Source organism: Pseudomonas sp. RW10S2 (assembly GCF_014268985.1).
GTDB lineage: Bacteria > Pseudomonadota > Gammaproteobacteria > Pseudomonadales > Pseudomonadaceae > Aquipseudomonas > Aquipseudomonas wayambapalatensis.
Map to the genome: position 1 here is coordinate 1 of NZ_JABWRO010000046.1, position 26,107 is coordinate 26,107.

25 protein-coding genes and 1 tRNA gene are annotated in these 26,107 nt (G+C 64.6%); 9 read left to right on the forward strand and 17 right to left on the reverse strand.

All coding sequences use genetic code 11. The features are described from left to right. Positions 1–30: 30 nt before the first annotated feature. The gene (yrfG, locus tag HU729_RS12200) at positions 31–693 is read right to left on the reverse strand and encodes a GMP/IMP nucleotidase (RefSeq protein ID WP_186667436.1); all 663 of its coding nucleotides are present in this window, start codon (positions 691–693) and stop codon (positions 31–33) included. A 65-nt stretch (positions 694–758) separates the two neighbouring features. On the opposite strand from yrfG, the gene nudE reads away from it, so the two are divergent. After that, positions 759–1,325 (forward strand): ADP compounds hydrolase NudE, encoded by a 567-nt coding sequence (gene nudE / locus HU729_RS12205; protein WP_054891688.1) that lies wholly within the window; start codon positions 759–761, stop codon positions 1,323–1,325. Then, a complete protein-coding gene (gene cysQ / locus HU729_RS12210) occupies positions 1,322–2,149 on the forward strand; it encodes a 3'(2'),5'-bisphosphate nucleotidase CysQ (protein ID WP_186710212.1) in 828 nt (275 codons plus the stop codon). Before nudE ends, cysQ begins: the two co-directional genes overlap by 4 nt. Positions 2,150–2,178: 29 nt before the next feature. Here the strand turns inward: cysQ and HU729_RS12215 are convergent, their stop codons facing one another. The 11 genes from HU729_RS12215 to HU729_RS12265 are packed head-to-tail and all read right to left on the reverse strand — an operon-like array spanning position 2,179 to position 12,451. Then, positions 2,179–2,634: a YiiD C-terminal domain-containing protein gene (locus HU729_RS12215; RefSeq protein ID WP_186667438.1), complete on the reverse strand. Its 456-nt coding sequence runs from the start codon at positions 2,632–2,634 to the stop codon at positions 2,179–2,181. After that, the gene (locus tag HU729_RS12220) at positions 2,631–4,034 is read right to left on the reverse strand and encodes a sigma-54 dependent transcriptional regulator (protein WP_186710214.1); all 1,404 of its coding nucleotides are present in this window, start codon (positions 4,032–4,034) and stop codon (positions 2,631–2,633) included. Before HU729_RS12220 ends, HU729_RS12215 begins: the two co-directional genes overlap by 4 nt. Then, positions 4,031–5,845, reverse strand: coding sequence for an ATP-binding protein (locus HU729_RS12225; protein ID WP_186710216.1), 1,815 nt, complete (start codon positions 5,843–5,845; stop codon positions 4,031–4,033). The genes HU729_RS12220 and HU729_RS12225 overlap by 4 nt, the downstream gene beginning before the upstream one ends. A 37-nt stretch (positions 5,846–5,882) precedes the next feature. Beyond that, the gene (gene rfbD, locus HU729_RS12230; RefSeq protein ID WP_186710218.1) at positions 5,883–6,743 is read right to left on the reverse strand and encodes a dTDP-4-dehydrorhamnose reductase; all 861 of its coding nucleotides are present in this window, start codon (positions 6,741–6,743) and stop codon (positions 5,883–5,885) included. Next, positions 6,740–7,285 (reverse strand): dTDP-4-dehydrorhamnose 3,5-epimerase, encoded by a 546-nt coding sequence (rfbC, locus tag HU729_RS12235; protein WP_186667442.1) that lies wholly within the window; start codon positions 7,283–7,285, stop codon positions 6,740–6,742. The genes rfbD and rfbC overlap by 4 nt, the downstream gene beginning before the upstream one ends. A gap of 24 nt (positions 7,286–7,309) precedes the next feature. Further along, a complete protein-coding gene (gene rffA, locus HU729_RS12240) occupies positions 7,310–8,455 on the reverse strand; it encodes a dTDP-4-amino-4,6-dideoxygalactose transaminase (protein WP_186710220.1) in 1,146 nt (381 codons plus the stop codon). Beyond that, the gene (locus tag HU729_RS12245; protein WP_186667444.1) at positions 8,452–9,171 is read right to left on the reverse strand and encodes a metallophosphoesterase family protein; all 720 of its coding nucleotides are present in this window, start codon (positions 9,169–9,171) and stop codon (positions 8,452–8,454) included. Before HU729_RS12245 ends, rffA begins: the two co-directional genes overlap by 4 nt. Next, positions 9,152–10,129, reverse strand: coding sequence for an ATP-grasp domain-containing protein (locus HU729_RS12250; RefSeq protein WP_186710222.1), 978 nt, complete (start codon positions 10,127–10,129; stop codon positions 9,152–9,154). Before HU729_RS12250 ends, HU729_RS12245 begins: the two co-directional genes overlap by 20 nt. After that, on the reverse strand, positions 10,126–10,977 hold the full coding sequence (locus tag HU729_RS12255) for an NAD(P)-dependent oxidoreductase (protein ID WP_186710224.1): 852 nt from the start codon (positions 10,975–10,977) through the stop codon (positions 10,126–10,128). The genes HU729_RS12250 and HU729_RS12255 overlap by 4 nt, the downstream gene beginning before the upstream one ends. Then, on the reverse strand, positions 10,974–11,702 hold the full coding sequence (locus HU729_RS12260) for a class I SAM-dependent methyltransferase (RefSeq protein WP_054891698.1): 729 nt from the start codon (positions 11,700–11,702) through the stop codon (positions 10,974–10,976). The genes HU729_RS12255 and HU729_RS12260 overlap by 4 nt, the downstream gene beginning before the upstream one ends. Beyond that, a complete protein-coding gene (locus tag HU729_RS12265; RefSeq protein ID WP_186710225.1) occupies positions 11,699–12,451 on the reverse strand; it encodes a WbqC family protein in 753 nt (250 codons plus the stop codon). The genes HU729_RS12260 and HU729_RS12265 overlap by 4 nt, the downstream gene beginning before the upstream one ends. A 277-nt stretch (positions 12,452–12,728) precedes the next feature. Between HU729_RS12265 and HU729_RS12270 the strand changes: the two genes are divergently transcribed. The 3 genes from HU729_RS12270 to HU729_RS12280 all read left to right on the forward strand — a co-directional run bounded on the left by HU729_RS12270 (position 12,729) and on the right by HU729_RS12280 (position 17,316). Next, positions 12,729–15,629: an aminotransferase gene (locus HU729_RS12270; RefSeq protein ID WP_186710226.1), complete on the forward strand. Its 2,901-nt coding sequence runs from the start codon at positions 12,729–12,731 to the stop codon at positions 15,627–15,629. A gap of 197 nt (positions 15,630–15,826) precedes the next feature. Then, on the forward strand, positions 15,827–16,933 hold the full coding sequence (aguA, locus tag HU729_RS12275; RefSeq protein WP_186710231.1) for an agmatine deiminase: 1,107 nt from the start codon (positions 15,827–15,829) through the stop codon (positions 16,931–16,933). A gap of 185 nt (positions 16,934–17,118) precedes the next feature. Further along, positions 17,119–17,316, forward strand: coding sequence for a hypothetical protein (locus tag HU729_RS12280; RefSeq protein WP_186667450.1), 198 nt, complete (start codon positions 17,119–17,121; stop codon positions 17,314–17,316). Between the two features lie 54 nt (positions 17,317–17,370). Here the strand turns inward: HU729_RS12280 and ppk2 are convergent, their stop codons facing one another. The 5 genes from ppk2 to HU729_RS12305 all read right to left on the reverse strand — a co-directional run bounded on the left by ppk2 (position 17,371) and on the right by HU729_RS12305 (position 22,340). Beyond that, positions 17,371–18,354 carry a polyphosphate kinase 2 gene (ppk2, locus tag HU729_RS12285; RefSeq protein ID WP_238348364.1) on the reverse strand — a complete coding sequence of 328 codons (984 nt, stop codon included), beginning with the start codon at positions 18,352–18,354 and terminating at the stop codon, positions 17,371–17,373. 205 nt (positions 18,355–18,559) lie between these two features. Then, positions 18,560–18,635: transfer RNA gene (locus HU729_RS12290), tRNA-Phe, on the reverse strand. 122 nt (positions 18,636–18,757) lie between these two features. After that, entirely contained in the window at positions 18,758–19,030 is a 273-nt protein-coding gene (locus HU729_RS12295; protein ID WP_054891704.1) for an oxidative damage protection protein, read from the reverse strand. Beyond that, a complete protein-coding gene (mutY, locus tag HU729_RS12300; RefSeq protein WP_186710232.1) occupies positions 19,027–20,094 on the reverse strand; it encodes an A/G-specific adenine glycosylase in 1,068 nt (355 codons plus the stop codon). Before mutY ends, HU729_RS12295 begins: the two co-directional genes overlap by 4 nt. Next, positions 20,091–22,340 (reverse strand): AsmA family protein, encoded by a 2,250-nt coding sequence (locus HU729_RS12305; RefSeq protein ID WP_186710234.1) that lies wholly within the window; start codon positions 22,338–22,340, stop codon positions 20,091–20,093. The genes mutY and HU729_RS12305 overlap by 4 nt, the downstream gene beginning before the upstream one ends. A gap of 409 nt (positions 22,341–22,749) precedes the next feature. On the opposite strand from HU729_RS12305, the gene HU729_RS12310 reads away from it, so the two are divergent. The 4 genes from HU729_RS12310 (at position 22,750) to HU729_RS12325 (ending at position 26,090) form a co-directional block, all read left to right on the forward strand. Continuing rightward, a complete protein-coding gene (locus HU729_RS12310) occupies positions 22,750–24,408 on the forward strand; it encodes an OFA family MFS transporter (RefSeq protein ID WP_186667453.1) in 1,659 nt (552 codons plus the stop codon). Between the two features lie 189 nt (positions 24,409–24,597). Continuing rightward, a complete protein-coding gene (gene hisB / locus HU729_RS12315; RefSeq protein WP_054891708.1) occupies positions 24,598–25,191 on the forward strand; it encodes an imidazoleglycerol-phosphate dehydratase HisB in 594 nt (197 codons plus the stop codon). Then, the gene (gene hisH / locus HU729_RS12320) at positions 25,191–25,829 is read left to right on the forward strand and encodes an imidazole glycerol phosphate synthase subunit HisH (RefSeq protein ID WP_054891709.1); all 639 of its coding nucleotides are present in this window, start codon (positions 25,191–25,193) and stop codon (positions 25,827–25,829) included. The genes hisB and hisH overlap by 1 nt, the downstream gene beginning before the upstream one ends. Beyond that, on the forward strand, positions 25,830–26,090 hold the full coding sequence (locus HU729_RS12325) for a DUF2164 domain-containing protein (protein ID WP_186667454.1): 261 nt from the start codon (positions 25,830–25,832) through the stop codon (positions 26,088–26,090). Positions 26,091–26,107: the final 17 nt, after the last annotated feature.

Below are 26,107 nucleotides of genomic sequence, written 5' to 3' on the forward strand. Positions count from 1 at the left end.
GGCGCTCCGACTTGTCCCGCGATGAGGCCCTCAAAGTCCCAGCAACAATTCCCGGTAATCCTCGACCGCCGCGAACTCCTGCGTATCGCGCACATCCGCCCGGCTATCGGGCTGCCGCACTGCCAGCAGATGCCCCACCCCGAACCGCTGGGCACTGCGCAGGATCGCAAGGGTGTCGTCGATGAACAGGCTGCGCGCGGGCTCGAAGCCGATATCGGCGCGCAGGGCATCCCAGAACTGCGGGCTCTCTTTCGGGTAGCCATAGTCGTGCGAGCTGATCAGCCGTTCGAAATACGGCGCAAGCTGCACTTTTTCGAGTTTCAGCGACAGTGAGTCGCGGTGGGCGTTGGTGATCATCACCACGCGCTTGCCGGCCTTGCCGATGGCGGCAAGGAAGGTGTCGGCGTCCGGGCGCAGGGCGATCAGGTCGGCGATCTCGCGCTTGAGTTCGCGGATCGGCAGGCGCAGTTCGCGGCTCCAGAAGTCCAGGCAATACCAGTTCAGGGTGCCGGCATGAAGCTCGAACAGCGGCCGCAGTTCCAGCTCGGCCATCGCGCGGCTCACGCCATGCAGCTCGGCGTAGCGCTGGGGCAGGTGTTCGAGCCAGAAGCGATTGTCGTAGTGCAGGTCGAGCAGGGTGCCGTCCATGTCCAGCAGGACGGTATCGATGGTGGACCAGGGCAGAACAGGCATTGGAATTTCTCGATCGGTCGGCAAGCCACGGTATAGTAACCCGTTCACGCCAAGGAGCCGCACCCATGCGCCAGAAACCCACCGTCCTCAGTCGCGAGATCGTCGCCAGCAGCCGCCTGTTCCGGGTCGAGGCGGTGCAGTTGCGCTTCTCCAATGGCAACGAGCGCACCTACGAGCGCCTGGTCGGTCGGGGCAACGGTTATGGTGCGGTGATGATCGTGGCGATGCTCGACGCCGAGCATGCGGTGCTGGTCGAGGAATACTGCGGCGGCACCGATGAATACGAACTGTCGCTGCCCAAGGGCCTGATCGAGCCGGGCGAGGACGTGCTGGCCGCCGCTGATCGTGAGCTCAAGGAAGAAGCCGGTTTCGGGGCACGACAACTGGAGCACCTCACCGAGCTGTCGCTGTCGCCCGGCTACATGAGCCAGAAGATCCAGGTGGTGCTGGCCAGCGACCTGTACGAAGAGCGCCTGGAGGGCGACGAGCCTGAGCCGATGCGCGTCGACAAGGTCAACCTGCGCGAGCTCTCGGCCCTGGCCATGCACCCGCAGTTCAGTGAAGGCCGGGCGCTGGCGGCGTTGTACCTGGCGCGTGACCTGCTGATCCAGCGGGGGCTGCTGAGCGCATGAACGACCTGCAACTGATGCATGAAGTGGTCAAGCTCGCTCAACTGGCGGGCGAGGCGATCCTGCCATTCTGGCGCTCTGGCGTCGCAGTCACCAACAAGGCCGACGACTCGCCGGTGACCGCCGCCGACCTGGCTGCTCACCGAGTCATCGCCGACGGCCTGCAAGCGCTGGCGCCGCAGATTCCGGTGCTGTCGGAGGAAGATTGCAACATCCCGCTGGCGACACGCCAAGCCTGGACGCGCTGGTGGCTGGTCGATCCATTGGACGGCACCAAGGAGTTCATCGCCGGCAGCGAGGAATTCACCGTCAACATCGCCCTGATCGAGAACGGTGAGGTGGTGTTCGGTGTGGTGTCGATGCCGACCAATGGCCGCTGCTACTTCGGTGGCCGGGCGTTGGGTGCATGGCGCGTCGAGCCCCAGGGTGACGCCCAGCCGATTCACGTGCGCAACGCGCCACCTGCCGATGGGCGTTTCACCGTGGTTGCCAGCCGTCGCCATACCAGCCCCGAGCAGGAAGCCCTGCTGGCTGGGCTCGGTGCCGAGGTCGGCGAACTGGAACTGGCCAATATCGGCAGCTCGCTGAAGTTCTGCCTGCTGGCCGAGGGCGCTGCCGATTTCTACCCGCGCCTGGCGCCAACCTCGCAGTGGGATACCGCGGCGGCGCAGGGGGTGGTCGAAGGGGCAGGGGGCGAGGTGATCGGGCTGGATGGCCAGGCGTTCCGCTACCCGGCGCGGGAGTCGCTGCTCAATCCGTTCTTCCTGGCGCTGCCGGCCAAGGCGCCATGGCGGCAAAAAGTCATTGCAGCGGCTATCGGGCAGTAATTACCGAAGCCGCCTCGCTCCTCGCCTGATCAGCGGTGCAGCACATACTGCCCGCTGAATCTCACTGCCGCCTCTTCACTCCCCGCATTGCTCACCATCGTCTCCAGGGTCAGGCGCGCCCGGCCGCGGCGCTGGTACATCGTCAGGAAGCGCTCCCAGACCTTTTCGTCCGGCGCCGGGCAGCGTGCTACCGCCGTGCCTGTCACCGGCAATGGATAACTGATCTGCCCTTCATGGATGACGATGTGCCCGTCATCGATCCCCAACTCACGCAAGCGCAGGTGCAGCCAGCCCCAGCCGACCAGCACGGCGGCGCAGTAGAGGCTGCCGCCGAACATGGTGCTCTTGTGGTTGACGTTGGGCGCCAGCGGCAATTGCAGACGCAGGCACTGCTCGCGCCAGTCGATGACTTGCATGCCCATTTCTCGTGTCAGCGGTATATCGCTGTGCAGGACTGCCTGCAGGTACTGGCTGTCGGTGGTCATGGCCGCGGCTCCTCGTGATCGTCATGGCTGCTGCCGTCGGCGAAGCTCAGGCCGTGCTTGCGCAGCTTGTCGTGCAACGTTTTGCGCGGGATGCCGAGGGCTTCGGCGAGGCTGCGCATGGAGCTGTGCGGCTGGTTCAGTTCGGCGGCGATCAGCGAGCGTTCGAACTGCTCTACCTGCTCGCTGAGGTTGCCGACACGTGCCGGTTCGGCGCTGTCGGTGGCAGGGGGCACCTGGCCGTCCAGGGCCAGCTCCAGGCCCAGGGCGAAGCGCTCTGCCGCGTTCTGCAGCTCGCGTACGTTGCCTGGCCATTCGTGACGCAACAGCATGGCCCGCTGCGCCGGTTGCAAGGTGTGCGGTGCCAGGCCGTGGCGTTGGCTGGCGGCATCGGCGAAGTGCTGGAACAGCACCAGGATGTCGTCGCCGCGTTCGCGCAGGGCCGGGATGCGCAGCGGTGCGACGTTCAGGCGGTAGTAGAGGTCGGCGCGGAAACGCCCTTGGTCGGCCGACTGGCGCAGGTCTTCCTTGGTCGCGGCGATCACGCGGATATCCAGCGGAATCAGTTGGTTGCCACCCAGGCGCTCGACCACCCGCTCCTGCAGCAGGCGCAGCAGCTTGACCTGCACGTCCAGGCTCATGCTCTCGATTTCGTCGAGGAACAGCGTGCCGCCGTTGGCGAACTCGAACTTGCCGATACGGCGCTTCTGCGCACCGGTGAAGGCGCCGGGTTCATGGCCGAACAGCTCGCTCTCGACCACCGACTCGGCCAGGGCGCCGGCATTGATGGCCACGAACGGGCCGTCGCGACGGCTCGACAGGTCGTGCAGGGCACGCGCGACCACCTCTTTACCGGCGCCGGTCTCGCCGAGGATCAGCACGTCGGCGCGGGTGCCGGCCAGGGCGCCGATCTGTTCGCGCAGGCGCTGCATCGACGGTGAATGGCCGACCAGCCGTGTCGACAACTGCTGGCGATCGCTCAGGGCCAGACGCAGGCTGCGGTTGTCCAGCACCAGGCGGCGCAGCGCCAGGGCCCGGCGCACGCTGTCGAGCAGGGCGTCGCTGGCGAAGGGCTTTTCCAGGAAGTCATAGGCCCCGGCACGCATCGCCTGGACTGCCAGGGGCACGTCGCCGTGGCCGGTGATCAGCAGCACAGGCAGTTCGCTGTCCCGTGTGTGCAGTTGCTCCAGCAGTTGCAGGCCGTCGATACCCGGCATGCGGATATCGCTGACCACCACGCCGGGCCAGTCGGGCTCGATGCGCTCGGCCAGGCCCTGGGCGTCGGCCAGGGTAGCAACCTTGAGGCCTGCCAGGTCCAGGGTCTGGCTCAGGGCCTGGCGCAGGTGCGGATCGTCATCGACCAGGATGACCTGGGTTTGACTGTCGATCAGTGTCTCGGTCATGCCGAGGAATCCTCCGAAGGTTTCAGGTTGGCACCGGGTGCTGCCATGCGCAGTTGCAGGGTGAGCAGGGCGCCCCCTTCCGGGTGGTTGCCCATCAGCAACTCGCCACCGAGCGCGCGCATCAGGCTTTCGCAGATCGCCAGGCCCAGGCCAAGGCCCTGGGTACGGGTCTTGGTGGTGAAGAAGGGCTCCTTGGCGTGCTCCAGCGCTTGCCGGGTAAAGCCCGGGCCGTTGTCGCGAATGTACAGGTAGACGCAGTCGTCGCGCGTCTCGGCACTCAGCCAGAGGCGGCGAGGGTTGGCTTTTTCCGTGAGTGCGTCGAGGGCATTGGCCAGCAGGTTGCCGAGCACCTGGCGCAGGCGGGTTTCACCGGCCTGGACCCATAAGGTGGCATCCGGCAGATCGCGGATCAGTTCCACCGCCATGGCCCGACGACGCTTGGCCAGCAAGGCCAGGGCATCGTCCAGCGCCGGTTGCAGGGCCACGCTTTCCGGGGCATGGCGGTCGCGGCGGGCAAAGGCGCGCAGGTGGGCGATGATCGAGGCCATGCGCCCGGTCAGCTCGCCGATCAGCTTGAGGTTGCCGCGGGCATCCTCGGTGCGCTGGTGGTCGAGCAGGATCTCGGCGTTCTCGGCGTAGCTGCGGATCGCCGCCAGCGGTTGGTTGAGCTCGTGGCTGATGCTCGCCGACATGGTGCCCAGCACCGACAGTTTCCCGGCCTGGACCAGCTCGTCCTGGGCGCGTACCAGTTCCTGCTGCGCCTGCTCGCGCTCCAGCACTTCGTTCTTCAGGCGATTGTTCAGCCATTCGAGGTCGGCGGTGCGCGCCACCACGCGGTTTTCCAGCTCCTGGCGGCCACGAGCCTCCAGTTCGATGCGATCCATGTAGTGGCGGCGGCGCTGCATCACCAGCCCGGCCAGGAGCATGGTCACCAGCAGCGCACCGGCGCCGATGGCCATGACGGTCTGCACCGAGCGATCGACCAGGATGCGCGGCGCAAGGATGCTCACCTGCCAGCCGGTCTCCTTGATATCGCGGGTCTGGGTCAGCCAGGCGTCGGGTTCCAGGCGCAGCGGCTGCGGTGCCTGGGTCGGGTAGGGCTGGATGGCGATCATCGCCTTGCGCTCGGCTTCGCTCAGTACACGGGTAGCGCGGAAACGCCATTCCGGGCGCGAAGTGAGCACCACCACGCCGTACTGGTCGGTCAGCAGCAATTGTTCCGGGGTGCGGCCCCAGAGGGTTTCGGTGTGGTCGAGGTCGACCTTGACCACCAGCACGCCGACTACACGTTCGCCGTCACGCACCGCTGCCGCGAAGAAGTAGCCGCGCTTGGCCGAGGTGGTGCCCTGGCCGAAGAAGCGGCCCAGGCGCCCTTCCATCGCCTCGATGAAGTAGGGGCGGAAGGCGAAGTTGCGGCCGACGAAGCTGTCGCGCTTGTCCCAGTTGGAGGCGGCCAGGGTATTGCCGCTGACGTCCATCAGGTACATCACTTCGGCGCCGGTCTGCTGGGTGATCTCGCGCAGCAGGCGATTGGCGTTGGTCACCGCCTCCAGCCTGAACGGGTCGGCCAGCACGCCACGCAGGGCCGGGAGGTCGCCGAGGATCTGCGGCAGGGTCTCGTAGCGGTGCAGGGTGCCGAGCAGGTTGGCGACGTAGAGGTCGAGGGTCTGGCGGTTCTGCGAGGCCAGTTGGTCCTGATAATAGCGTTCGGCCAGATGATGCAGCGGCCACAGCAGCGGGGCCAGGCACAGGGCCAGCAGGGCCAGGCTGCGCCAGCGGGGTCGTTGCGAAGTGATTGAAGTCGAGGTCATCGCCAAGTGCGCCAGAATGAACTGGCGCAATTATGCGCTACTTCAGGCAGTCGATCAGCGCTTGCTGCCAATGCGGCTGGCTGACCTGCCATTCACGTGCCAGGCGTGAGCAGTCCAGGCGTGAGTTGAGCGGGCGGCGGGCCGGGGTCGGGTATTCGCTGCTGGGGATCGGCAGCAGTTCGGCACAGGGCAGGCCGCGGGCCTTCAACTGCTCGGCGATGGCCTGGGCGAAGCCGAACCAGGAGGTTTCGCCCTGGGCTGTCAGATGATAGGTCCCCCACGCACCCGCCTGGCCGGCCTGCCAGCGCTCGATCAAGGCGCGGGTGCTGGCGGCGATCGTCCCGGCCCAGGTCGGTGCGCCGATCTGGTCGTCGACCACTTTCAACTGCGGGCGCTCCTGCAGCAGGCGTTGCATGGTCAGCAGGAAGTTGCGTCCATGCAGCGAGTACACCCAGCTGGTGCGCAGGATCAGGTGCTGGGCGCCCACTGCGGCAATCGCCTGCTCGCCTGCGAGCTTGCTCTGGCCGTAGACACCCAGCGGATGCACCGGGTCGTCCTCGACATAGGGCGTTGTCTTGTTGCCGTCGAACACGTAGTCGGTGGAGTAGTGGATCAGCGGCGTACCCAGGCGTGCGGCTTCCTCGGCCAGCACGCGCGGACCTTCGGCGTTGATCGCGTAGGCCAGCGGCGCTTCGCTCTCGGCCTGGTCCACCGCGGTGTGGGCCGCGGCGTTGATGATCAGGTCGGGGGCGAGCTGGCGCAGAGGCTCACGCATGGCCTCGGGTTGAGCCAGGTCGAGCTGGTCGCGGCCGAGCAGGTGCAGTTCGCCAAGCCCGGCCAGCGCCTGCTGAAGGGCCTGGGCGACCTGGCCGTTGCGGCCGCAGACGAGGATCTTCATGGGAACAGCTCCGCGTTCCGCAGCAGCACCCCAGCCTGGTCCTTGGCTGACAGCAGCGGTTCCGACTCAAGTTGCCAGTCGATGGCCAACTGCGGATCGTCCCAGCGAATGCAGCGCTCGGCTGCGGGGTTGTAATAGTCGGTGGTCTTGTACAGGAAGTCGGCCGACTCGCTGAGCACCACGAAACCGTGGGCGAAGCCTGGTGGAATCCAGAACTGTCGATGGTCTTCAGCGCTCAGGCGTGTCGCGACCCATTTGCCGAAGGTCGGCGAGCTGCGGCGAATATCCACCGCGACGTCCAGTACTTCACCCTGGACCACCCGCACCAGTTTGCCCTGGGGATTGTCGATCTGGTAATGCAGGCCACGCAGTACACCGTGCTGGGAACGCGAGTGGTTGTCCTGGACGAAATGGGCATCGAAGCCTGCCTCTGCCGCGAAGTCGCGGGCATTGAAGCTCTCGAAAAAGAAGCCGCGGCTGTCGCCGAATACTTTCGGTTCGATGATCAGTACATCGGGAATGTCGGTGTGAATAATGTTCATGAGTGTTTTGGGTCGATAATAGGTTCAACGGCGCGCAAGCGCGGTACTCAGGGCTGAAATCACCCGATCCTGGCGCTCATCGCCCAGGCCGCACCACAGCGGCAGGCGTACCAGGCGGTCTGACAGTTCGTCGGTGATCTGCATCGAGCCATGTGCACGCCCATAGCGCTCGCCGGCGGGCGAGGAATGCAGTGGCACATAGTGGAACACGGCATACACCTCTTCGTCTCGCATCCTCTGCAACACAGCCTGACGGTCAATGCCCGGGGCGAGCAGCACATAGTACATATGAGCGTTGTGCTGGCAGTCCTGCGGGATGATCGGACGACGCAGCAGGCCATCCGCCTCGAGGCCGGCGAGGCTGTGGTAGTAGCGTTCCCAGGTGGCCAGGCGGCTGTTGGTGATCGCTTCGGCTTCCTGCAACTGTGCCCAGAGGAAGGCAGCGGTCAGCTCGCCGGGCAGGAACGACGATCCGACCTCCTGCCAGGTGTACTTGTCGACCTGACCGCGGAAGAAGCGGCTGCGGTCGGTACCCTTCTCGCGGATGATTTCCGCGCGCATCACCAGCTCTGGATCGTTGGCCAGCAGGGCACCACCCTCGCCGCTGATGACGTTCTTGGTTTCATGGAAGCTGAACGCGCCCAGATCCCCGATGCTGCCCAGCGCGCGCCCCTTGTAGCTGGACATGACGCCCTGCGCGGCATCCTCCACCACCTTCAGGCCGTGCCTGCGGGCGATGGCCAGGATGCTGTCCATCTCGCAGGCGACGCCGGCGTAGTGGACCACGGCGATGGCCTTGGTGCGGGGAGTGATGGCGGCCTCGATCAGGCGTTCGTCGAGGTTGAGCGTGTCTTCACGGATGTCGACGAACACCGGCACCGCGCCGCGCAGGACGAAAGCATTGGCGGTGGAGACGAAGGTGTAGGACGGCATGATCACTTCATCGCCGGGCTGGATGTCGAGCAGCAACGCGCACATTTCCAGTGCCGCGGTGCAGGAGTGAGTCAGCAGCGCCTTGCCGCTGCCGGTACGTTCCTCGAGCCAGGCATGGCAGCGCTTGGTGAACGGTCCGTCGCCGGCAAGCATCTGGCCCAGGTTGGCCTCGGCAATATGGTGGAACTCCTTGCCAGTCATGTAGGGGCGGTTGAAGGGGATCTTTTCCAGGCTCATGGGCGGTTTCCTGCAGCGTTCGCGGGCGGAAGGTCGCTGCGGATCGCGCTGATGCGCCCGCCGATCTGCGTGCCCTTGGCAAGGTTTTCGTAGAAGTACTCGGTGAAGCCAGCATGTGCCATGGCGCGTTGCGCGGCCTCGATGTCGTAGGCGATGCGACAGAGCGTGAAGCGTTGGCCATCCCAGGTGGCGAAGGCGGCCCGAGGGTCGCCGTCGCGGGGTTGGCCGACCGAGCCAGGGTTGCACCAGGCCTTTTCGCGACCTTGCCAGAGGTACTGCACATGGCTGTGGCCGGAGGCAAAGAAGCGCCCCGGGCGTTCGGCGAAGTAGGCCTCGCTGGGCTCGAGATATTCGTCCAGTGGGTCGTTCCAGCCGCCGTGGATCAGCTCAAGGCCGTGCAGGCTGGCGCGCTCCGGCAGGCTTTCGAGCCAGCGGCGGTTGTCGGCGCTGAGCACCTCACGCTGGTAGTCCAGACAGGCATTGGCGCTGTTGGAGCGTGGGCAGGGCTGGTTGAGTGCGATGTAGGCATCGTGGTTGCCCATCAGCGAGAAGATCCCGCGAGCGCGTAAGGTATCGCAGCACTCGTTGATCTGGCTGTAGTAACCGGCGGTGTCGCCCAGGCAGATGATCTCGTCCACACCCATCCGGTCGAGCTCGGCGAGCACAGTGGACAGCGCGGCGAAATTGCCGTGGATGTCAGAAATGATCCCGATCATGAACCACGTAGTCCTCGATGTAGCGCACCGCAAAACCTGCGCGGACCTCTGGTTGCCGGGGCTTCTCGCCCTGGAGATACCAGGCCAGGCACATGGCGGCCTCGTTGTAGCCGAAAGCGGTGCGGATGGAACTGGTGGAAGAGATCCGTGGATTGATCTCCAGCAGCTTCCAGGTGCCGTCGTCTGCCCGGCGGAACTGCAGGTTGGTGGGCCCGACCGGTTTGAAGTGCTGGCACAGGCGCAGCACCACGGCATCCAGGCTGGCGTCGTGGCGCACTTTGGCCTTGGCTGTGGAGCCGTCAGAGGCCAGGCTGCGCTGGAAGGTGATCGCGGCGCAGATGCCGCCCTGGCCGTCACCGAACACCGCCACGGTGTACTCCTGGCTGGCGCTGCCGATGATCGGCTGGGCCATCAGCACCTCCCCGAGAAGGGGTGCCCAGGGTATGAAATCGCGCTCTTCGCGGACCCACACCAGGCCCTTGGAGGCATAGCTGCGTCGCGGCTTGAGCAGGAACGGAAGGCCGAGTTGCTGCGAAAGCGAGGCAAAGTCGCCGGTCAGGTGGCTGGGGATGCGGGCGTCGTCTTCATGTGCCAGCAGGGCCTGGTCCATGGCGTACTTGTCGCGCGACAGGCTGATCAGTCGGGCGTCGTTGAGCACAATCCGGCAGCCGCTGGCAGCCAGCACGTCACGGTGTTCGTCGAGCCAGTGCACATCCTGCTCGATGCCGGGAATCAGCAGCTCGACCCGATACTGCTCGATCATCCGCAGCAGCCAGTCCTGATATCTGGGGTCGGCGGTCAGCGGTGCCTGTTCGAAGTGGTCGCACCAAGCCTGGCCGACCGCATCGTCGTAGATGTCGGTGCCCAGCAACGTGAGTGTCGGGTCGGCGGCGCGCAGCGATTTCAGCAGGCCATAGCCCATGATCGCGCCGACGCCGGTGACCATTGCCGTGGTCATTGCTGGGCCTCCTGATGAGCCTGCATCAGTTGCAGGCCGGTACGGATGTCAGTGGCTGGCCAATAGTCGATGGCCTGGTGCAGTTGCGCATCGGCCTGCATGGCCGGCATATCGGCGATGTCCGGCTTGTCCCGTAGGAAGTGGACTTCGGCAGGGCGGGCGCAGGCAGCAAAGGCCGCTTCGGCGATCTCGGACAGCCTGGGGCTGTGCGGGTGCACGCAGTCGAAGCGACCGACCACCGTGCGCTGCGCCACGCGTTTCACGATCTCGGCCAGGTCGTCCAGAAACAGGTAGTTGCGCTGCGCATCGTTGTTGCCATACAGCTGCACTGTCCTGCCTGCACGCGCCGTTTCGGCGATGACGTACAGCAGCCCCTGGTGTTTGCGGCAGGCACCGGCTGCATCGTAGACCTGGCTGGGGCGCAGGATGGTCAGGGCGATTTCGCGTTGCTTGCAGAACAGCTGTGCAAGCTCCTCGGAATGGCGCTTCGACAGCGAATAGATGTTGTAGTGAGGGTCGTCGGCGCTAAAGCCTGCGAACACCGAAGACACCAGGATCAAGTGCCGGGCGCCGCTCTGCGCAGCAAGCTCGCAAGCGCGCAGGGTACCGACCGCGTTGACCTGCTCGGCCTGGATCAGCGCTTGGCTGGAGGTCCCGCCGAAGGCGGCGGCCACCAGCACCGCGGTATCGAAGTGCCCGCCAGCGAAGGGCGGGTTGTCTGCCTGCTCCAGATCGAACGGGAAGTCCGCTTCGCGACGCCCCGCAGTCCTGACTTCGCCCAGCGTGGCAAGCCGGGCGGCGATGGCCTGGCCGATGACCGAGGTGCTGCCGATCAACAGGCTTCTCATGTCGGCTCGACCTGGGCCTCGAACATCAGTGCACAGCAGAGCTCGGGGTAGTCGATGCCGACCGTGCACATCCCTTCGATGATCTCGTTGGACAGCCCCAGTGGCTGCAGTTGCGAGGTCATCAGCGGCTTGAGGAACACCCCTTCCTTGCGCACGATGCGATAGCCGGCCTGCTCCAGCTCATCGGTCAGGCGGCTGACCGAGTAGGTGCGCTGGTGACCGAGTTCCAGATCGCCCTGGCCCAGCTTCATCATGTCGTCGAGCTTGCCTGCCGCGTGGCCGATACGCCGGTGCAGCGACTCGCCATTGGGCACCAGGGCGAACAGCCGGCCGCCAGGCGCGAGGAAGCGGCGGAAGTGTTCCAGGACCTGCTGCGGGTTGTCGACGTGTTCGAGGATGAAGCCCATCACGATCAGGTCGAAGGTCCGCTCGGTGTCGAAATGCTCGAAATAGCTTTCGACGATCTCGACCGGGCTGTCGGGGTAGTTTTCGCGGAACTGGGCGATGACCGAGGGCGATCCGTCGATCACCGTATGCGAGGCGAAGAAGCGCGAGAAGCGGTTGGTCGAGAAACCGTGGCCGACGCCCAGTTCCAGAATCGAGTGGTGCTCCTGACACAGCTTCATGATCCGCTGGGGATACCAGTTGAGCATGATGTCGTTGTCGAAAGCGAAGCCGAAACGATCACTGTAGGCGCCGATGTAGCTGTCTAGTGCATTGCTCATGGGGAGACTCGCATGTCGGGTGCTGCGCCCGTCGGCGCGGTGGTTTCAGGAGCCGATGACCGTATGTGCTTCATGAAGCGCGGTGCGTCCGGGCCACAGTTGAACAGCAGGTCGAGGATGCTCACGCCATGGGTGAAATCACCCCACTGCTGCGGGTATTGGGGGTAGCCGCTGTAGTCGAACCAACTGACGGCGATGCCCTGTGCGGCGAACAGACTTTCGTCCAGATAGTCGCGTGCGGCCGGGCCGGAAAGGTATTCGCTGGCACCGGCTTGCAGGCACAAGTCGACCAGGCGTTCGCTCTTGCCTTCACCCAGGCGATAGTCCCAGGAGTGGCTGATGCGTGTGCCGATGCCCAGGTAGTGGCAGACGGCCTGGAGTAGCCTACGATTCAGCGGGCTGAGATGGTCGAACTGCTCTTCGAGATAGATCGGTCGCAGCCACTGTTTGATTTCGTCGAAATACGGCGCACGCTTGTAGTTCGCTTCCAGGGACCGCCAGTGACTGGCGGCCCAGTCGTGCCCGTCGATCCGTGTTTCGCGGATCGCCTGGTGGTAGCGCCCTCTGACCTGAACCGGCACGGTCAGCCATTGCACGCCTTGGGGAGTCTTGAGTTGGTTGCGATTGCGCCAGTCACGTCGGGTGAATTGCATGTCGTCGTAAAGGATGAACTCGTCCACGGCGGCGATCAGGTCGAAATAACCTTTCCAGGGGATGTAGTTCGACTGCAGGATGGCGACCTTCTTCATGCGTATGCCCCCGCGCGTTTGTGACGAACTTCTGACGCATGCAGCCTGCGCGACGATGCCACGGCGTCAAGGAGCCGGTGCGGGAGGGGCGACAACAACAGTGGTGCAGCGGACATCGACATCGAGCTCCTGATGGACAGCGGGCGATACCAGGCCTTCTGGGGCGCGGCTTTGGCAATGATCGTTGCAGGTTGGCAACGACTGTCTGCGTCTCACCCCCTTGCTTCCGGGCAGTGGTAATGGCGATATAAGCAAAAAAGAGGCCGAGGTTCGCACCATGCCGTTGCACACCCTGATCCACCGCTCCAGCCTTCCACGTCCCGAGGTTTCCGAGGCGCAGGCCAGCCATGCCCTGCAGGCGTATTACGGCCTGCACGGCGCGCTGGTGCCCCTTGGCAGCCAGCAGGACGTGAACTACCGGCTGGACAGCGAGCAGGGGCGCTTCGTCTTCAAGCTCTGCCACGGCAGTTATGCCCAGGTCGAGCTCGAGGCACAGCATGCCGCGCTGGCCTACCTTCGCACCCAGGGCCTGCCGGTGCCTGCGGTGCGTGCAGCGCTGGGTGGCGAGGGCTTGCTGGCGCTGGAGATCGGCGGCCAGGCCCTGCGTTGCCGTGTGCTCGAATACATCGACGGCCAGCCACTGACCCGCCTGAAGCACATGCCGGATCGGCTGATGGCCGAGCTGGGGGCGCTGTGCGCGCAACTCGACAAGGCCCTGGTCGGCTTCGAGCACCCGGGGCTGGAGCGCACGCTGCAGTGGGATCCGCGGCATGCCGAGGCGTTGATCGAGCACCTGCTGCCGGTCATCAAGGACGAGGCCCGGCGCGAGCGCGTCGAGGGTGTGGCCAGTCAGGCGCGGGCGCGTCTGCAGCCGCTGGTCGGACAGCTTCCGACGCAGGCGGTGCATCTGGACATCACCGATGACAACGTGGTCTGGTCGCTTGACGAGCACCGTCAGTGGCAGGCGCAAGGTGTGATCGACTTCGGCGATCTGTCACACACCTGGCGTATCGCCGACCTCTCGGTCACCTGCGCAGCCTTGCTGCACCATGCCGAAGGCGATCCGCTGCGCATCCTGCCGGTGATTGCGGCCTACCAGGCGGTCAATCCGCTGAGCGAAGCCGAATTGCGCGCCCTGTGGCCGCTGGTGCTCAACCGTTCCGCAGTGCTGGTGCTGAGCAGCGAGCAGCAACTCACCGTCGATCCGGACAACCAGTACACCCGCGACAACATCGCCCATGAGTGGGAAATCTTCGATACCGCCACTGCGGTGCCTGCCGCATTGATGGAAGCGGCGATCCTGCAGACAGCAGGTTTTGCCCCCGACACCCTGGACCTCGGCGACTGCGCAGCACTGCTGCCGAGCCTGGCCGGCCAGACCGTGGGTCGGCTCGATCTCGGTGTGCTGAGCCCGCACTGCGAGGCTGGAAACTGGCAGCAGGCCGGATTCGACCAGCGCCTGTTGCTTGCCCAGCCGGCTCCCGCCACCACGCTGCATGGGCAGTACCGTCTGTCGCAAACCCATTTTGACCGCCCGGACGAGCCTGCCACCTGTGCCTTGGGCGTGGAACTGAACCTGCCGAGCGGTACGGTGTTGCACGCGCCGCAAACCGGTATCTGGCTGAGCACCGGGGATGGCCGCGGGTGTCTGAGCATCGCCGGTTGGGGGCTGTGGCTGAGCGGCCTGGAGCAGGCGCCAGAGGATGGCGAATCGGTGCGCAAGGGGCAGCTGCTCGGTTCGACCTGTGGCTTCCTGAGCGTACAGCTGTGCCTGGATCCGAACATTGCGCCGCCGTTCTTCGCCAAACCGTCCCAGGCACAAGCCTGGCTGGCGCTTTGCCCGTCGCCGACGGCACTGCTGGGCTTCGATTGCGATGCCGAGCCGCTGGTCGATGCCCAGGCCCTGCTGGCGCGGCGCGATGCCAGCTTCGCCCGCTCGCAGAAGCACTACTACGCCCAGCCGCCGCATATCGAGCGCGGCTGGCGCAACTACCTGATCGACATGCAGGGGCGTTCCTACCTGGACATGCTCAACAACGTGGCGGTGCTCGGGCATGGGCATCCGCGCATGGTCGCCGAATCGGCGCGGCAGTGGTCGCTGGTCAATACCAACTCGCGCTTCCACTACGCGGCCATCGCCGAGTTTTCCGAGCGCCTGCTCGAGCTGGCGCCGGAAGGCTTCGACCGGGTGTTCCTGGTCAACAGCGGCACCGAGGCCAACGACCTGGCGATTCGTCTGGCCTGGGCCTACAGCGGCGGGCGTGACCTGCTCAGCGTGCTGGAGGCTTATCACGGCTGGTCGGTGGCCACCGATGCCATCTCCACCTCGATCGCCGACAATCCGCAGGCGTTGGAAACCCGGCCGGACTGGGTCCATCCGGTGGAGGCGCCTAATACGTTCCGCGGCCGTTACCGCGGCGCCGACAGCGCCAGCGATTACCTGCGCGATGTCGACGCCAAGCTCGCCGACCTGGATGCCCGTGGCCGCCAGTTGGCAGGGATGATCTGCGAACCGGTGTACGGTAATGCCGGCGGGATCTCGCTACCCAAGGGCTACCTGCGCGAGGCCTATGCCAAGGTGCGGGCGCGCGGCGGCGTGTGCATCGCCGATGAAGTGCAGGTGGGCTATGGTCGCCTGGGCGAGTACTTCTGGGGCTTCGAGGAGCAGGGCGTGGTGCCGGACATCATCACCATGGCCAAGGGCATGGGCAATGGCCAGCCGCTGGGTGCGGTGATCACCCGCCGCGACATCGCCGAGGCGCTCGAGGCCGAGGGCTATTTCTTCTCCTCGGCCGGCGGCAGCCCGGTGAGCTGCCGGATCGGCATGGCGGTGCTGGATGTGATGCGCGACGAAGGGCTGTGGGACAACGCCCGCGATGTTGGCCGCCACTTCAAGGCGCGCTTGCAAGCGCTGGTCGATAAACATCCGCTTGCCGGTGCCGCCCACGGCTCGGGCTTCTACCTGGGGCTGGAACTGGTGCGTGACCGCCAGACACTGGAACCGGCGACCGAGGAGACCATGGTCCTGTGCGATCGCCTGCGCGACCTGGGGATCTTCATGCAGCCCACGGGAGACTACCTGAACATCCTCAAGATCAAGCCGCCGATGTGCACCACGCGCCAGAGCGTGGACTACTTCGTCGATTGCGTGGATCGTGTCCTGACGGAGCTGAGTTGATTTAAATCGATTTATATCGATTAAATTTCCTGAAATATCTATTTCGATTTTATTTCAGGCTTTAAAAGTCGATATCTATCGGTTAGATTGGTCGTATTCGCTGCCCCTGTGGGAGCGGGCTTGCCCGCGAAGGGGCCCTGCAGACACCTGAACAACCAACCCTGGCACCAGCCTGCCGGGCCATCCAGAGGCTACTCATGAAGACCCTGAACTCGACTCCCCGCGCCGACGGTTTCCACATGCCTGCGGAGTGGGCTCCGCAAACCCAGGTATGGATGGTCTGGCCGGAGCGCCCTGACAACTGGCGCCTGGGCGGCAAGCCCGCGCAGGCGGCACACGTCACCTTGGCCAAGGCCATCGCCCGCTTCGAGCCGGTCACCGTGGCGGTATCTGCGGGCCAGTACGAAAACGCCCGCCGCCAGCTCGACCTGCCCAATATCCGCGTGGTTGAGATCAGCAACGACGACGCCTGGGTCCGCGACACCGGCCCGACCTTCGTGATCAACGATCACGGCGAAGTGCGCGGCGTGGATTGGGGCTTCAATGCCTGGGGCGGTTTCGACGGCGGCCTGTACGCGCCCTGGAACCGTGACGAAGAACTGGCCGCCAAGGTCATGGAAATGGAACGCTGCCAGCGCTACCACACCGAAGGCTTCGTGCTCGAAGGCGGTTCGATCCACGTGGACGGCGAAGGCACCCTGATCACCACCGAAGAGTGCCTGCTCAATCGCAACCGCAACCCGCACCTCACGCGTGAGCAGATCGAGGACGTGCTGCGCGAGCATCTGGCAGTGGAGACCATCGTCTGGCTGCCCGACGGCCTGTACAACGACGAAACCGACGGCCACGTCGACAATTTCTGCTGTTACGTCAGCCCGGGCGAAGTGTTACTGGCCTGGACCGATGATTCCAACGACCCCAACTATGCACGCTGCCACGCCGCCTACGAGGTGCTGAAAAACACCCGTGATGCCAAGGGACGCGAGTTCGTGGTGCACAAGATGCCCATTCCCGGGCCGCTGTTCGCCACCGAGGAAGAATGCGCCGGGGTCGACCAGGTCGCCGGCAGCCAGGAGCGTGACCCGTCGGTGCGCCTGGCCGGCTCTTACGTGAACTTCCTGATCGTCAACGGCGGCATCATCGCGCCGAGCTTCGACGACCCGGCAGATGCCCAGGCTAGAGCGATTCTGGCCAAGGTCTTCCCGGACCATGAAGTGGTGATGATCCCAGGTCGCGAGCTGCTGCTGGGCGGTGGCAACATCCACTGCCTCACCCAGCAGCAACCGGCACCGGTCAAGCGCTGATCGCCGAACACTGGAAGGGCCTGTCGAACGACAGGCCCTTTTTGTTTGCGCGAACGATTTTTCCACGCGCTGGCACAGCTCTTGTATTGCATTTCCCTGGGGTGTTTCGGGCCGGCGGTCCACGCTGTTCTGTAACAATCCCACAGTAATTTAGCCGCTCACGGCCCCGGGGAGTACGTGTCGAAATGAATGCAGCAAGTGAGTCGGCTTTGTCTCCAATGGCGATCAATCACGAATCGCTCAAGGTGCTGGCGCAATGGTTGAAGCACCATGGAAACATCCGGGTCAGGAAGACCGATACGCGCCGCCTTCTGGATGGTCGCTACCCTCAAGGCCTGCTTAGCGAAGCGGAGCTCGAGGCTCTGGTTGCTGTCTGGCGCTGAAGGCAAGGCATCGCACAACGAAAACGCCACCGTATCGACGGTGGCGTTTTTGTTTCAGCTGGCCAGCTCCGTGGCCTCCTCTTCCTCGAACCCGCGAGCGGCACGACCCACCAGCAGCGGGTCTGGCGCGTGGGCGACGCTGTGATCCTTGCCTGGGTAATCCAGCGAGTGCAGGAAGTGCCGGATGCAGTTGAGCCGGGCGCGCTTCTTGTCGTCGGACTTGATCACTGTCCAGGGTGCATCGGCGGTGTCGGTGTGGAAGAACATCGCCTCCTTGGCGGCGGTGTAGTCGTCCCACTTGTCCAGTGACTTGATGTCGATTGGCGACAGCTTCCAGTGCTTGAGTGGGTCGTCCCGCCGGGAGATGAAGCGGCGCAGCTGTTCTTCGCGATTCACCGAGAACCAGTACTTGAACAGCAGGATGCCGCTGTTGCACAGCATCCGCTCAAGATCAGGTGCCTGGCGCATGAACTCCAGGTACTGCAACGGTGAGCAGAAATCCATGACCCGCTCGACCCCGGCGCGGTTGTACCAGGAGCGGTCGAAGAACACCATTTCGCCCGCCGTAGGCAGGTGCTGGATGTAGCGCTGGAAGTACCACTGGCCCTTTTCCTGCTCGGACGGCTTCTCCAGCGCGACGATCCGGGCTCCCCGCGGGTTCAGGTGTTCCATGAAGCGCTTGATGGTGCCGCCCTTGCCCGCCGCATCGCGCCCCTCGAACAGCACCACGATGCGCTGGCCGGTATCTTTCGCCCAGCTCTGCACCTTCAGCAGCTCGATCTGCAGCGCGTGCTTGGCCTTTTCGTACTCCTGGCGGCGCATGCGTGTGCGATAGGGGTAGCTGGCCGGCAGGCGCGCGCTGGTGCTGTCTTCGTTGCTGCCTTTACGGGCGCTGGCGACTTCCAGTGCGGCAGGCTGCTGGCTGATCCGGGTGATGGATGCTTGCGGTTTGCGCTTGCGAGGGCGCGGTGTGCGCAGTGGCGTAGCCGGGGCAGCTTCGACGGGGTTGGCAAGGGGGAGGGGAGAATCGTCGCTCATGGAGGTCCTTTCGGGGATCGGGTGTCCATGGCGCAGTTTAGGGCGGTGCGGTTGGTGGCTTTTTGATGCTGGTCAATGGTGGCCGGTTAGGCAAGACCACTCTTGATCAACGGAGGAGGGAGAAATCGCAGGCAACAAAAAACCCGCACTAGGCGGGTTTCTTGTGTCGCTTCGGGTAACTTTGCAACCACCCGATGCTTAATGGTGGTGCCCAGAGACGGAGTCGAACCGCCGACACGAGGATTTTCAATCCTCTGCTCTACCGACTGAGCTATCTGGGCGACGGGGCGAATTAAAAAGGTTTTCAGACCTTGCGTCAACGACTTTTTGAAAATTTTTTAAATTAATTCCGTCGCTTACGCATGTTGGCTGTTTTTTGTACAGCCAACCGTCCTGATCGGGTTCACTCGCTGGGTGGAACGTAGCCTTCGGCCTGGGCGTAGTCCTCGCCGGCGAAGAACTTGTCCATTTCCGCCTGGAGGAATTTGCGGTCTTCGCCATTCATCATGTTCAGGCGCTTCTCGTTGATCAGCATGGTCTGGTGCTTCTGCCACTCATCCCAGGCCTTCTGCGAGATGTGCTCGTAGATGTCCTGGCCCTTGGCACCGGGGTAGGGCGGGCGTGGCAGGCCTGGCAGTTCTTCGTTGTACTTGCGGCACTTCACGGTGCGGGTCATCGGGGGTCTCCTGCAGTCAATTCGTCGGCCACGCGTGCGAGCAGCTTCTTGACCGGGGCTGCGAGGCCCAGGCGCGGCGGGGTGGCGAGGTTATACCAGAGCCAGTCGGGCTCGGCCACGTGCGAGCCGAGCGGGTCGACACGCACCAGCCATGGCTCGATCGCCAGCTGAAAGTGGCTGAAGGTGTGAGTCAGGCCTTGCAGCGCCTGGCTTTGGGTCATGCGCAGGCCGTGCTGGTAGGCGAGGTCGTCGAGCTGCGCCAGGCTGTCGAGCTCCGGCAGGCTCCACAGGCCACCCCACAGACCGCTGGAGGGGCGGCGGTAGAGCAGGATGGCGCCTTCATTGTTGGTCAGCAGCGGCATCAGCGTCTTGCGCTGGGGCAGGGCCTTGCGCGGCTTGGGTTCTGGGTAGCGTTTCTCGTCGCCGAGCAGGTGCGCCTCGCAGCCCTGTTGCAGCGGGCAGATCAGACAACTGGGCTTGCTGCGGGTGCACAGCGTGGCGCCCAGGTCCATCATCGCCTGGGTGTAGTGGTTGACCCGGGTCATGGGGGTGAAGCGCTCGGCTGCGGCCCACAGCGCATTGGCCACCTTGGGCTCGCCGGGGTAACCGGCCTGGGCGGTGAAGCGCGCCAGGACGCGCTTGACGTTGCCGTCGAGGATCGGCGCTCGGATGCCCATGCTGATGCTGGCGATGGCGCCTGCGGTGGAGCGGCCGATACCGGGCAGCTCGGTCAGGGCCTCGACGCTGCGTGGGAACTCGCCGTCATGCTGGGCGACGACGATCTTCGCCGCCTTCTGCAGGTTGCGCGCGCGAGTGTAGTAGCCCAGGCCCGTCCACAGGTGCAGTACTTCGTCCTCCGGCGCTTCGGCCAGAGCCTGCACGGTGGGCAGGGCCTGCATGAAGCGGTCGAAGTAGTTGAGCACGGTACTGACCTGGGTCTGCTGCAACATGATTTCCGACACCCACACCCGGTAGGGAGTGATGCCCTGTTGCCAGGGCAGGTCGTGGCGGCCGTGCTGATCGAACCACGTCAGCACGGCGCTGGAGAACTGCTGGGGGCTCATCGTTTGAACAGCCCCTTGAGCGCATCTTTCAATTCTGGGCTCACCTTGTCGCCGAGTTTTTCATCGAGCTTTTCGTCGATCTTGTCTTTGAGGCGGTTGCCGGCAAGTTTTGCGGCAACCTTGCCCAGGCCGTCCTGGTCCAGGCGGCAGGCCTTGGCCCCCAGCTCGAGCGGGCCGCGGCAGCGCAGCGGCACTTCGACGCCGACATAGCGCTCATTGACCTGGCAGGCCGGGTCGGGCATGGCGCGCTGGTCGCCTTCGACCATCACGCCGACGCCGTAGTCCATGCCCAGCACGCGCAGGTCCAGATCGCCCTGTCCGTTCACGGTCAGGCCCGGGATGCGCACCTTGAGGTCGGGGTTGCTGGCCACGCCATTGCGCACCACCAGCGTGCCGCGCAGCTCCTGGAAGGGCGTGTCCTTGGCCCGTGGCTCGCCGCTGAGCTGCTTGCGGTTGAGGGTGGCGATGGCCTGGCACAACTGCTGTTCGAGGTTGGCGTTGACCAGCACACCGTCGTTGATGGTGAAGCTGGCGTTGCCGTTGAGCGTGTCGATCAGGGCCTTCTGGCTGTTGCCGGTGGCGGTCAGGTCGCTCGACAAGGTCAGCAGGCCTTTGACCGGCGGCGCCTGATCGGGGCTTTCACGCTTGATGAAGTGCTCGACCGGCACCCGGTTGATGCGGGTGTTCACCCCCAGTTGCGGCACGGCAGGGCGCACATCGACCGTACCCTTGGCCTCGAAGGTGCCGTTGTACAGGCCGCCGCGCAGGGTCTCCAGGGTGACCAGGCCGCCTTGGCCGTTGGCCTTGAGCTGTGCATCGGTGATCGGCAGCTTGTCGAGGGTCAGGGTGCCGAACGACAGGTCGGCCTGCAGGTCGAGGGCGCGCAGGCGATCGACCGGCAGCAGCTTGTCGGTGCTCCAGGCTACTTGAGTGGGGGCGCTGGGCAGTGGCGAGGTACCGGCACCTGCGATCGCACTGGCCTCCTGCTGCTTGACCTCGGCCTGGCGTGCGGCCTTGGCACCCTTGGCTTCTTCGCTCTTGGCCGGCAGGTAGCGATCGGCGTTGAGCGTGTCGCCCTTGAGCTGGAGGCGCAAGGCTTGCTTGGCGAAGTCTTCGACGGCGACGCGGCCGGTGAAGGTGCTCTGGTCGAGTTTCACCGCCAGGTCTTCCATGGCGATGGAGTTCTGGGTGCCTTGCAGGCGGCCGACCAATTCCAGCTTGGCGAAGGCGGTCGGGTCGGCGGTTGCCGGCAGTGGATGGCCGATGCCGTCGAGGAAGGTGCGCAGGTCGAACTGGGCGATTGACAGCCCGCCGCTGAGTTGTGGTGCCTTGTCCAGGTCGCGCAGGCTCAGCTCGCCGAGGGCGCGCAGCTGGTTGGCCGAGACCTTCAGGCCGCTCCAGGACGCGACGTTGGCGCCCAGGTCGACCAGCACCTGGCCTTGGGCGGCGAAGGTCACGGTCTTGCCAGCGGTCGGCTCGCCCGAGGTTTCGCCGGACAGGCGCATGTCTTCGAGACTGTAGCGCTTGAGCTTGCGGTCGAATCGCAGATCGCCGACCAGTTCGGTACGGGCCTTGATGTTCGGCTCACTGGCGCTGAGGAAGGCGCTGGCCTTGATCGGGGTGTTGACTCCGTCGTGGATGGGGCCGCTGCTCAACTGGATGCTTTCGGCGCCATAGCTTTTGCCGCTCTGCTCGTCGGTGAACTGCACCCGAGCGTTGTTGACGGTCAGGCTGTCGATGTCCAGTTTCACCGTGCGTTCGTTGCTGGCTTGCGCTTGGGTCGCTGTCGGGGTGCCATCGGCAGCCGGGGGCGGCGCATCAGGGCTGGCGTTCGGGTCGGGGAGCGGCTTGCCGATATCCTCCCAGTTGCCATGACCGTGTTCGTCGCGCAGAAGCGTAAGGTTCAAGCCCTCGATGCGCACATCGCTCATCTGCACCTCGCGGCGCAGCAGCGGCAGTACGCGCACCGACAGGCCGAGCATCTGCAGGTCGGCGAACGGCTGCTTGGGGTTGTTCAGCGTGGCGATGCTCGCCTCGTGCAGTTCCAGGCCCAGCCATGGGAACAGGCTCCAACCGATGTCACCGTTGAGGGTGAGCTCGACGTGGGCCTTGTTGCGGGCCAGCTGGCGGATTTCGTCTTTGTAGTCGTTGGGATCGAAGAGGTGGGTCAGGGCGAAGCCCAGCGCCACGATGATCAGCAACAACCCGAGAAGTCCCAGCCCCAGGAATTTGCCGAACGCTTTCATGGGCGAGTCCTTGTAGTCCGATAGGTGAATTCAAGCGGCAGAGTATAGCGCCGTGACCATCGCTTCTGAGTATCGCTTCGACAGTTATGGTCAGGGCAGTTCCACGCTTAGGTCTGCTTTGGCCTCATTCGCGGGCAAGCCCGCTCCCATGGAAGCCTACGAAAAGGTCGCTGCAGATCGCAAACGGTTGCGCATCCGACCTGTACCGGTTCAGGTTTATGAAAAATAACGATGTCAGATTGATCTCACCGTCATCTTATGCTGGTAACCTTGCGCAGCTTCCGGAGTGACCGCGACCTATTGTCGCGGGGCAACGACGCCGAAAACGGTGCCAATTTCGCCTTGTGTGCCGCGAAAAAGCCAAGGATCCGGTCCGAAAGCGCAGTCTACCTATAAAAGGATCGAATCCATGAATAGCAGCATTACGGCAGGAGCAGCGGCGAGCGCGCCGGGCTTCCTGTCCAAGGAGCGCATCATCGCCCGGCCGGGGTTCAATCGCTGGTTGGTTCCACCGGCCGCCCTGGCCATTCACCTGTGCATCGGCATGGCCTATGGCTTCTCGGTGTTCTGGCTGCCCCTGTCCCAGGCCATCGGCATCACCGCACCGGTCGCTTGCTCGCCTGACATGGGCTTCATCGCCCGCCTGTTCAGCGCCGACTGCGACTGGCAGATCTCGATGCTCAGCTGGATCTACACCCTGTTCTTCGTCTTCCTCGGCTGTTCGGCCGCCGTGCTGGGTGGCTGGCTGGAACACGCCGGCCCGCGCAAGGCCGGCCTGGTATCGGCGCTGTGCTGGTGCGGTGGCCTGCTGATCTCGGCAATCGGGGTGAAGACCCATCAGCTGTGGCTGATGTGGCTGGGTTCGGGTGTGATCGGCGGCATCGGCCTGGGGCTGGGCTATATCTCGCCGGTCTCCACGCTGATCAAGTGGTTCCCGGACAAGCGCGGCATGGCCACTGGCATGGCGATCATGGGCTTCGGCGGCGGCGCCATGGTCGGTGCACCGCTGGCCACTGCGCTGATGGGGCACTTCGCCAACGGCCAGGAAGTCGGCGTATGGCAGAGCTTCGTCGCCATGGCGGCCATCTACTTCGTGTTCATGACCGCTGGCGCCCTGGCTTACCGCGTGCCGCCGACCGGCTGGAAGCCTGAAGGCTGGACGCCGCCGGCGAAGAAGGCCAACGCCATGGTCACCGACCGCCACGTGCACGTCAGCGTAGCCTGGAAGACCCCGCAGTTTGCGCTGGTCTGGCTGGTCCTGTGCCTGAACGTCTCGGCCGGTATCGGCATCCTCGGCATGGCCTCGCCGCTGCTGCAGGAAGTGTTCGGCGGCAAGCTGCTGGGCAACGACCTGAGCTTCAGCGAGCTGAACGCCGCGCAACTGGCGCAGATCGCTGCCATCGCTGCCGGCTTCACCGGCCTGCTCAGCCTGTTCAACATCGGCGGGCGTTTCTTCTGGGCGTCGTTCTCCGACTATATCGGGCGCAAGAACACCTACTTCGCCTTCTTCGCCATCGGTGTGGGCCTCTACACCCTGGTGCCGAACATGGGCCATATCGGCAACGTGGCGCTGTTCGTGGCGGCGTTCTGTATCATCCTGTCGATGTACGGCGGCGGTTTCGCCACCGTTCCAGCCTACCTGGCCGACCTGTTCGGCACGCAGATGGTCGGCGCCATCCACGGTCGCCTGCTGACCGCCTGGGCTGCGGCCGGCGTGCTGGGCCCGGTGTTGATCACCTACCTGCGCGAATCGCAGCTGGCGGCAGGTGTGCCGCGCGCGGCAGCCTACGACATGACCCTGTACATCCTCGCCGGCCTGCTGGTGCTGGGCTTCATCTGCAACCTGCTGGTGCGCCCGGTGGCCGACAAGTACTTCATGACCGACGCCGAGCTCGCTGCCGAGCGCGCGCTGAGCCACGACAAGGGCGCCGATGGCGCGCAGGCGCTGGAGTGGCATGCCGCTCCGGGCAGCCTGCCGCTGGTGCTGCTGGCCTGGGCCGTGGTGGTGATTCCGCTGGCCTGGGGCGTGTGGATCACTCTGCAGAAGACGGCAGTGCTGTTCCACTGATGCACTGATTTGCCGGGCCTGAAAGGGCCCTTTCGCGGGCAAGCTCGCTCCCACAAGGGCAAAAGGACCCTGTGGGAGCGAGCTTGCCCGCGAATGCTTTGTGCTGCCACACGTCATCCGCGTTTCAAGCCGGCGCATTCTGGGCCTATAATGGAGCCCTTTTCGCCCAATGATTTTGCGGAGCTGGTGATGGTCGAACGTAAGGCTTCCGTCGAGCGCAATACCCTGGAAACCCAGGTCAAGGCCTCGATCAACCTGGATGGCACCGGCAAGGCCCGATTCGATATCGGTGTGCCTTTCCTTGAACACATGCTCGACCAGATCGCCCGGCACGGGCTGATCGATCTGGACATCGAATGCAAGGGCGACCTGCATATCGACGATCACCATACCGTCGAAGACGTCGGTATCACCCTCGGCCAGGCCTTCGCCAAGGCCATCGGCGACAAGAAGGGCATCTTCCGCTACGGCCACGCCTACGTGCCGCTGGACGAAGCGCTGTCGCGCGTGGTCATCGACTTCTCCGGCCGTCCCGGCCTGCAGATGCATGTGCCGTTCACCCGCGCCTCGGTGGGCGGTTTCGACGTCGATCTGTTCCAGGAGTTCTTCCAGGGCTTCGTCAACCACGCCCTGGTGACCCTGCACATCGACACGATTCGCGGTCACAACACCCACCACCAGATCGAAACCGTGTTCAAGGCCTTCGGCCGCGCCCTGCGCATGGCCGTGACGCTCGATGAGCGCATGGCCGGCCAGATGCCGTCGACCAAGGGATGCCTGTGATGCAGACTGTCGCCGTCATCGACTATGGCATGGGCAACCTGCACTCGGTGGCCAAGGCCCTCGAGCATGTGGGCGCTGGCAAGGTGCTGGTCACCAGCGACGCTGCGGTGATCCGCGAAGCCGATCGCGTGGTGTTTCCAGGCGTCGGCGCGATCCGCGACTGCATGGCCGAGATCCGTCGCCTGGGCTTCGACAGCCTGGTGCGTGAAGTCAGCCAGGACCGCCCCTTCCTCGGCATCTGCGTCGGCATGCAGGCGCTGCTCGAGCACAGCGAGGAGAACGAAGGCGTCGACTGCATCGGCCTGTTCCCCGGCCAGGTGCGCTTCTTCGGCAAAGGCCTGGAGGAAGACGGCGAGCACCTGAAGGTGCCGCACATGGGCTGGAACGAAGTCAGCCAGTGCATCGACCACCCGCTGTGGCACGACATCCCGGACCGCGCGCGTTTCTATTTCGTGCACAGCTACTACATCAATGCCGGCAAGCCGGGCCAGGTGGTCGGTCGCGGCCACTATGGCGTCGACTTCGCCGCTGCGCTGGCCGACGGCTCGCGCTTCGCCGTGCAGTTCCACCCGGAAAAGAGCCACACGCACGGCCTGCAGCTGCTGCAGAACTTCGTCGCCTGGGACGGGCGCTGGTAAATGAGCAGGTCGAAGACCAAGGCCCCGGTCATCACCCTGGCCCCCGAGCAGGAGCGCGAGGCGCTCGATGTGCTCAAGCGCTTCCTTGAAGAGCGCTTCGAGCTGACGCTCGGTTCGTTCGAGGTGGCCGAGGTCCTCGAGTTGTTCAGCAAGGAAATTGCACCCCATTACTACAACAGGGCGATTGCCGATGTTCAACTGCACCTCAAGGAGCGGTTCGAGAGCATCGAAAGCGACCTGTGGGCGCTCGAGAAGCCCTGAACTCCACCGATTAGAAC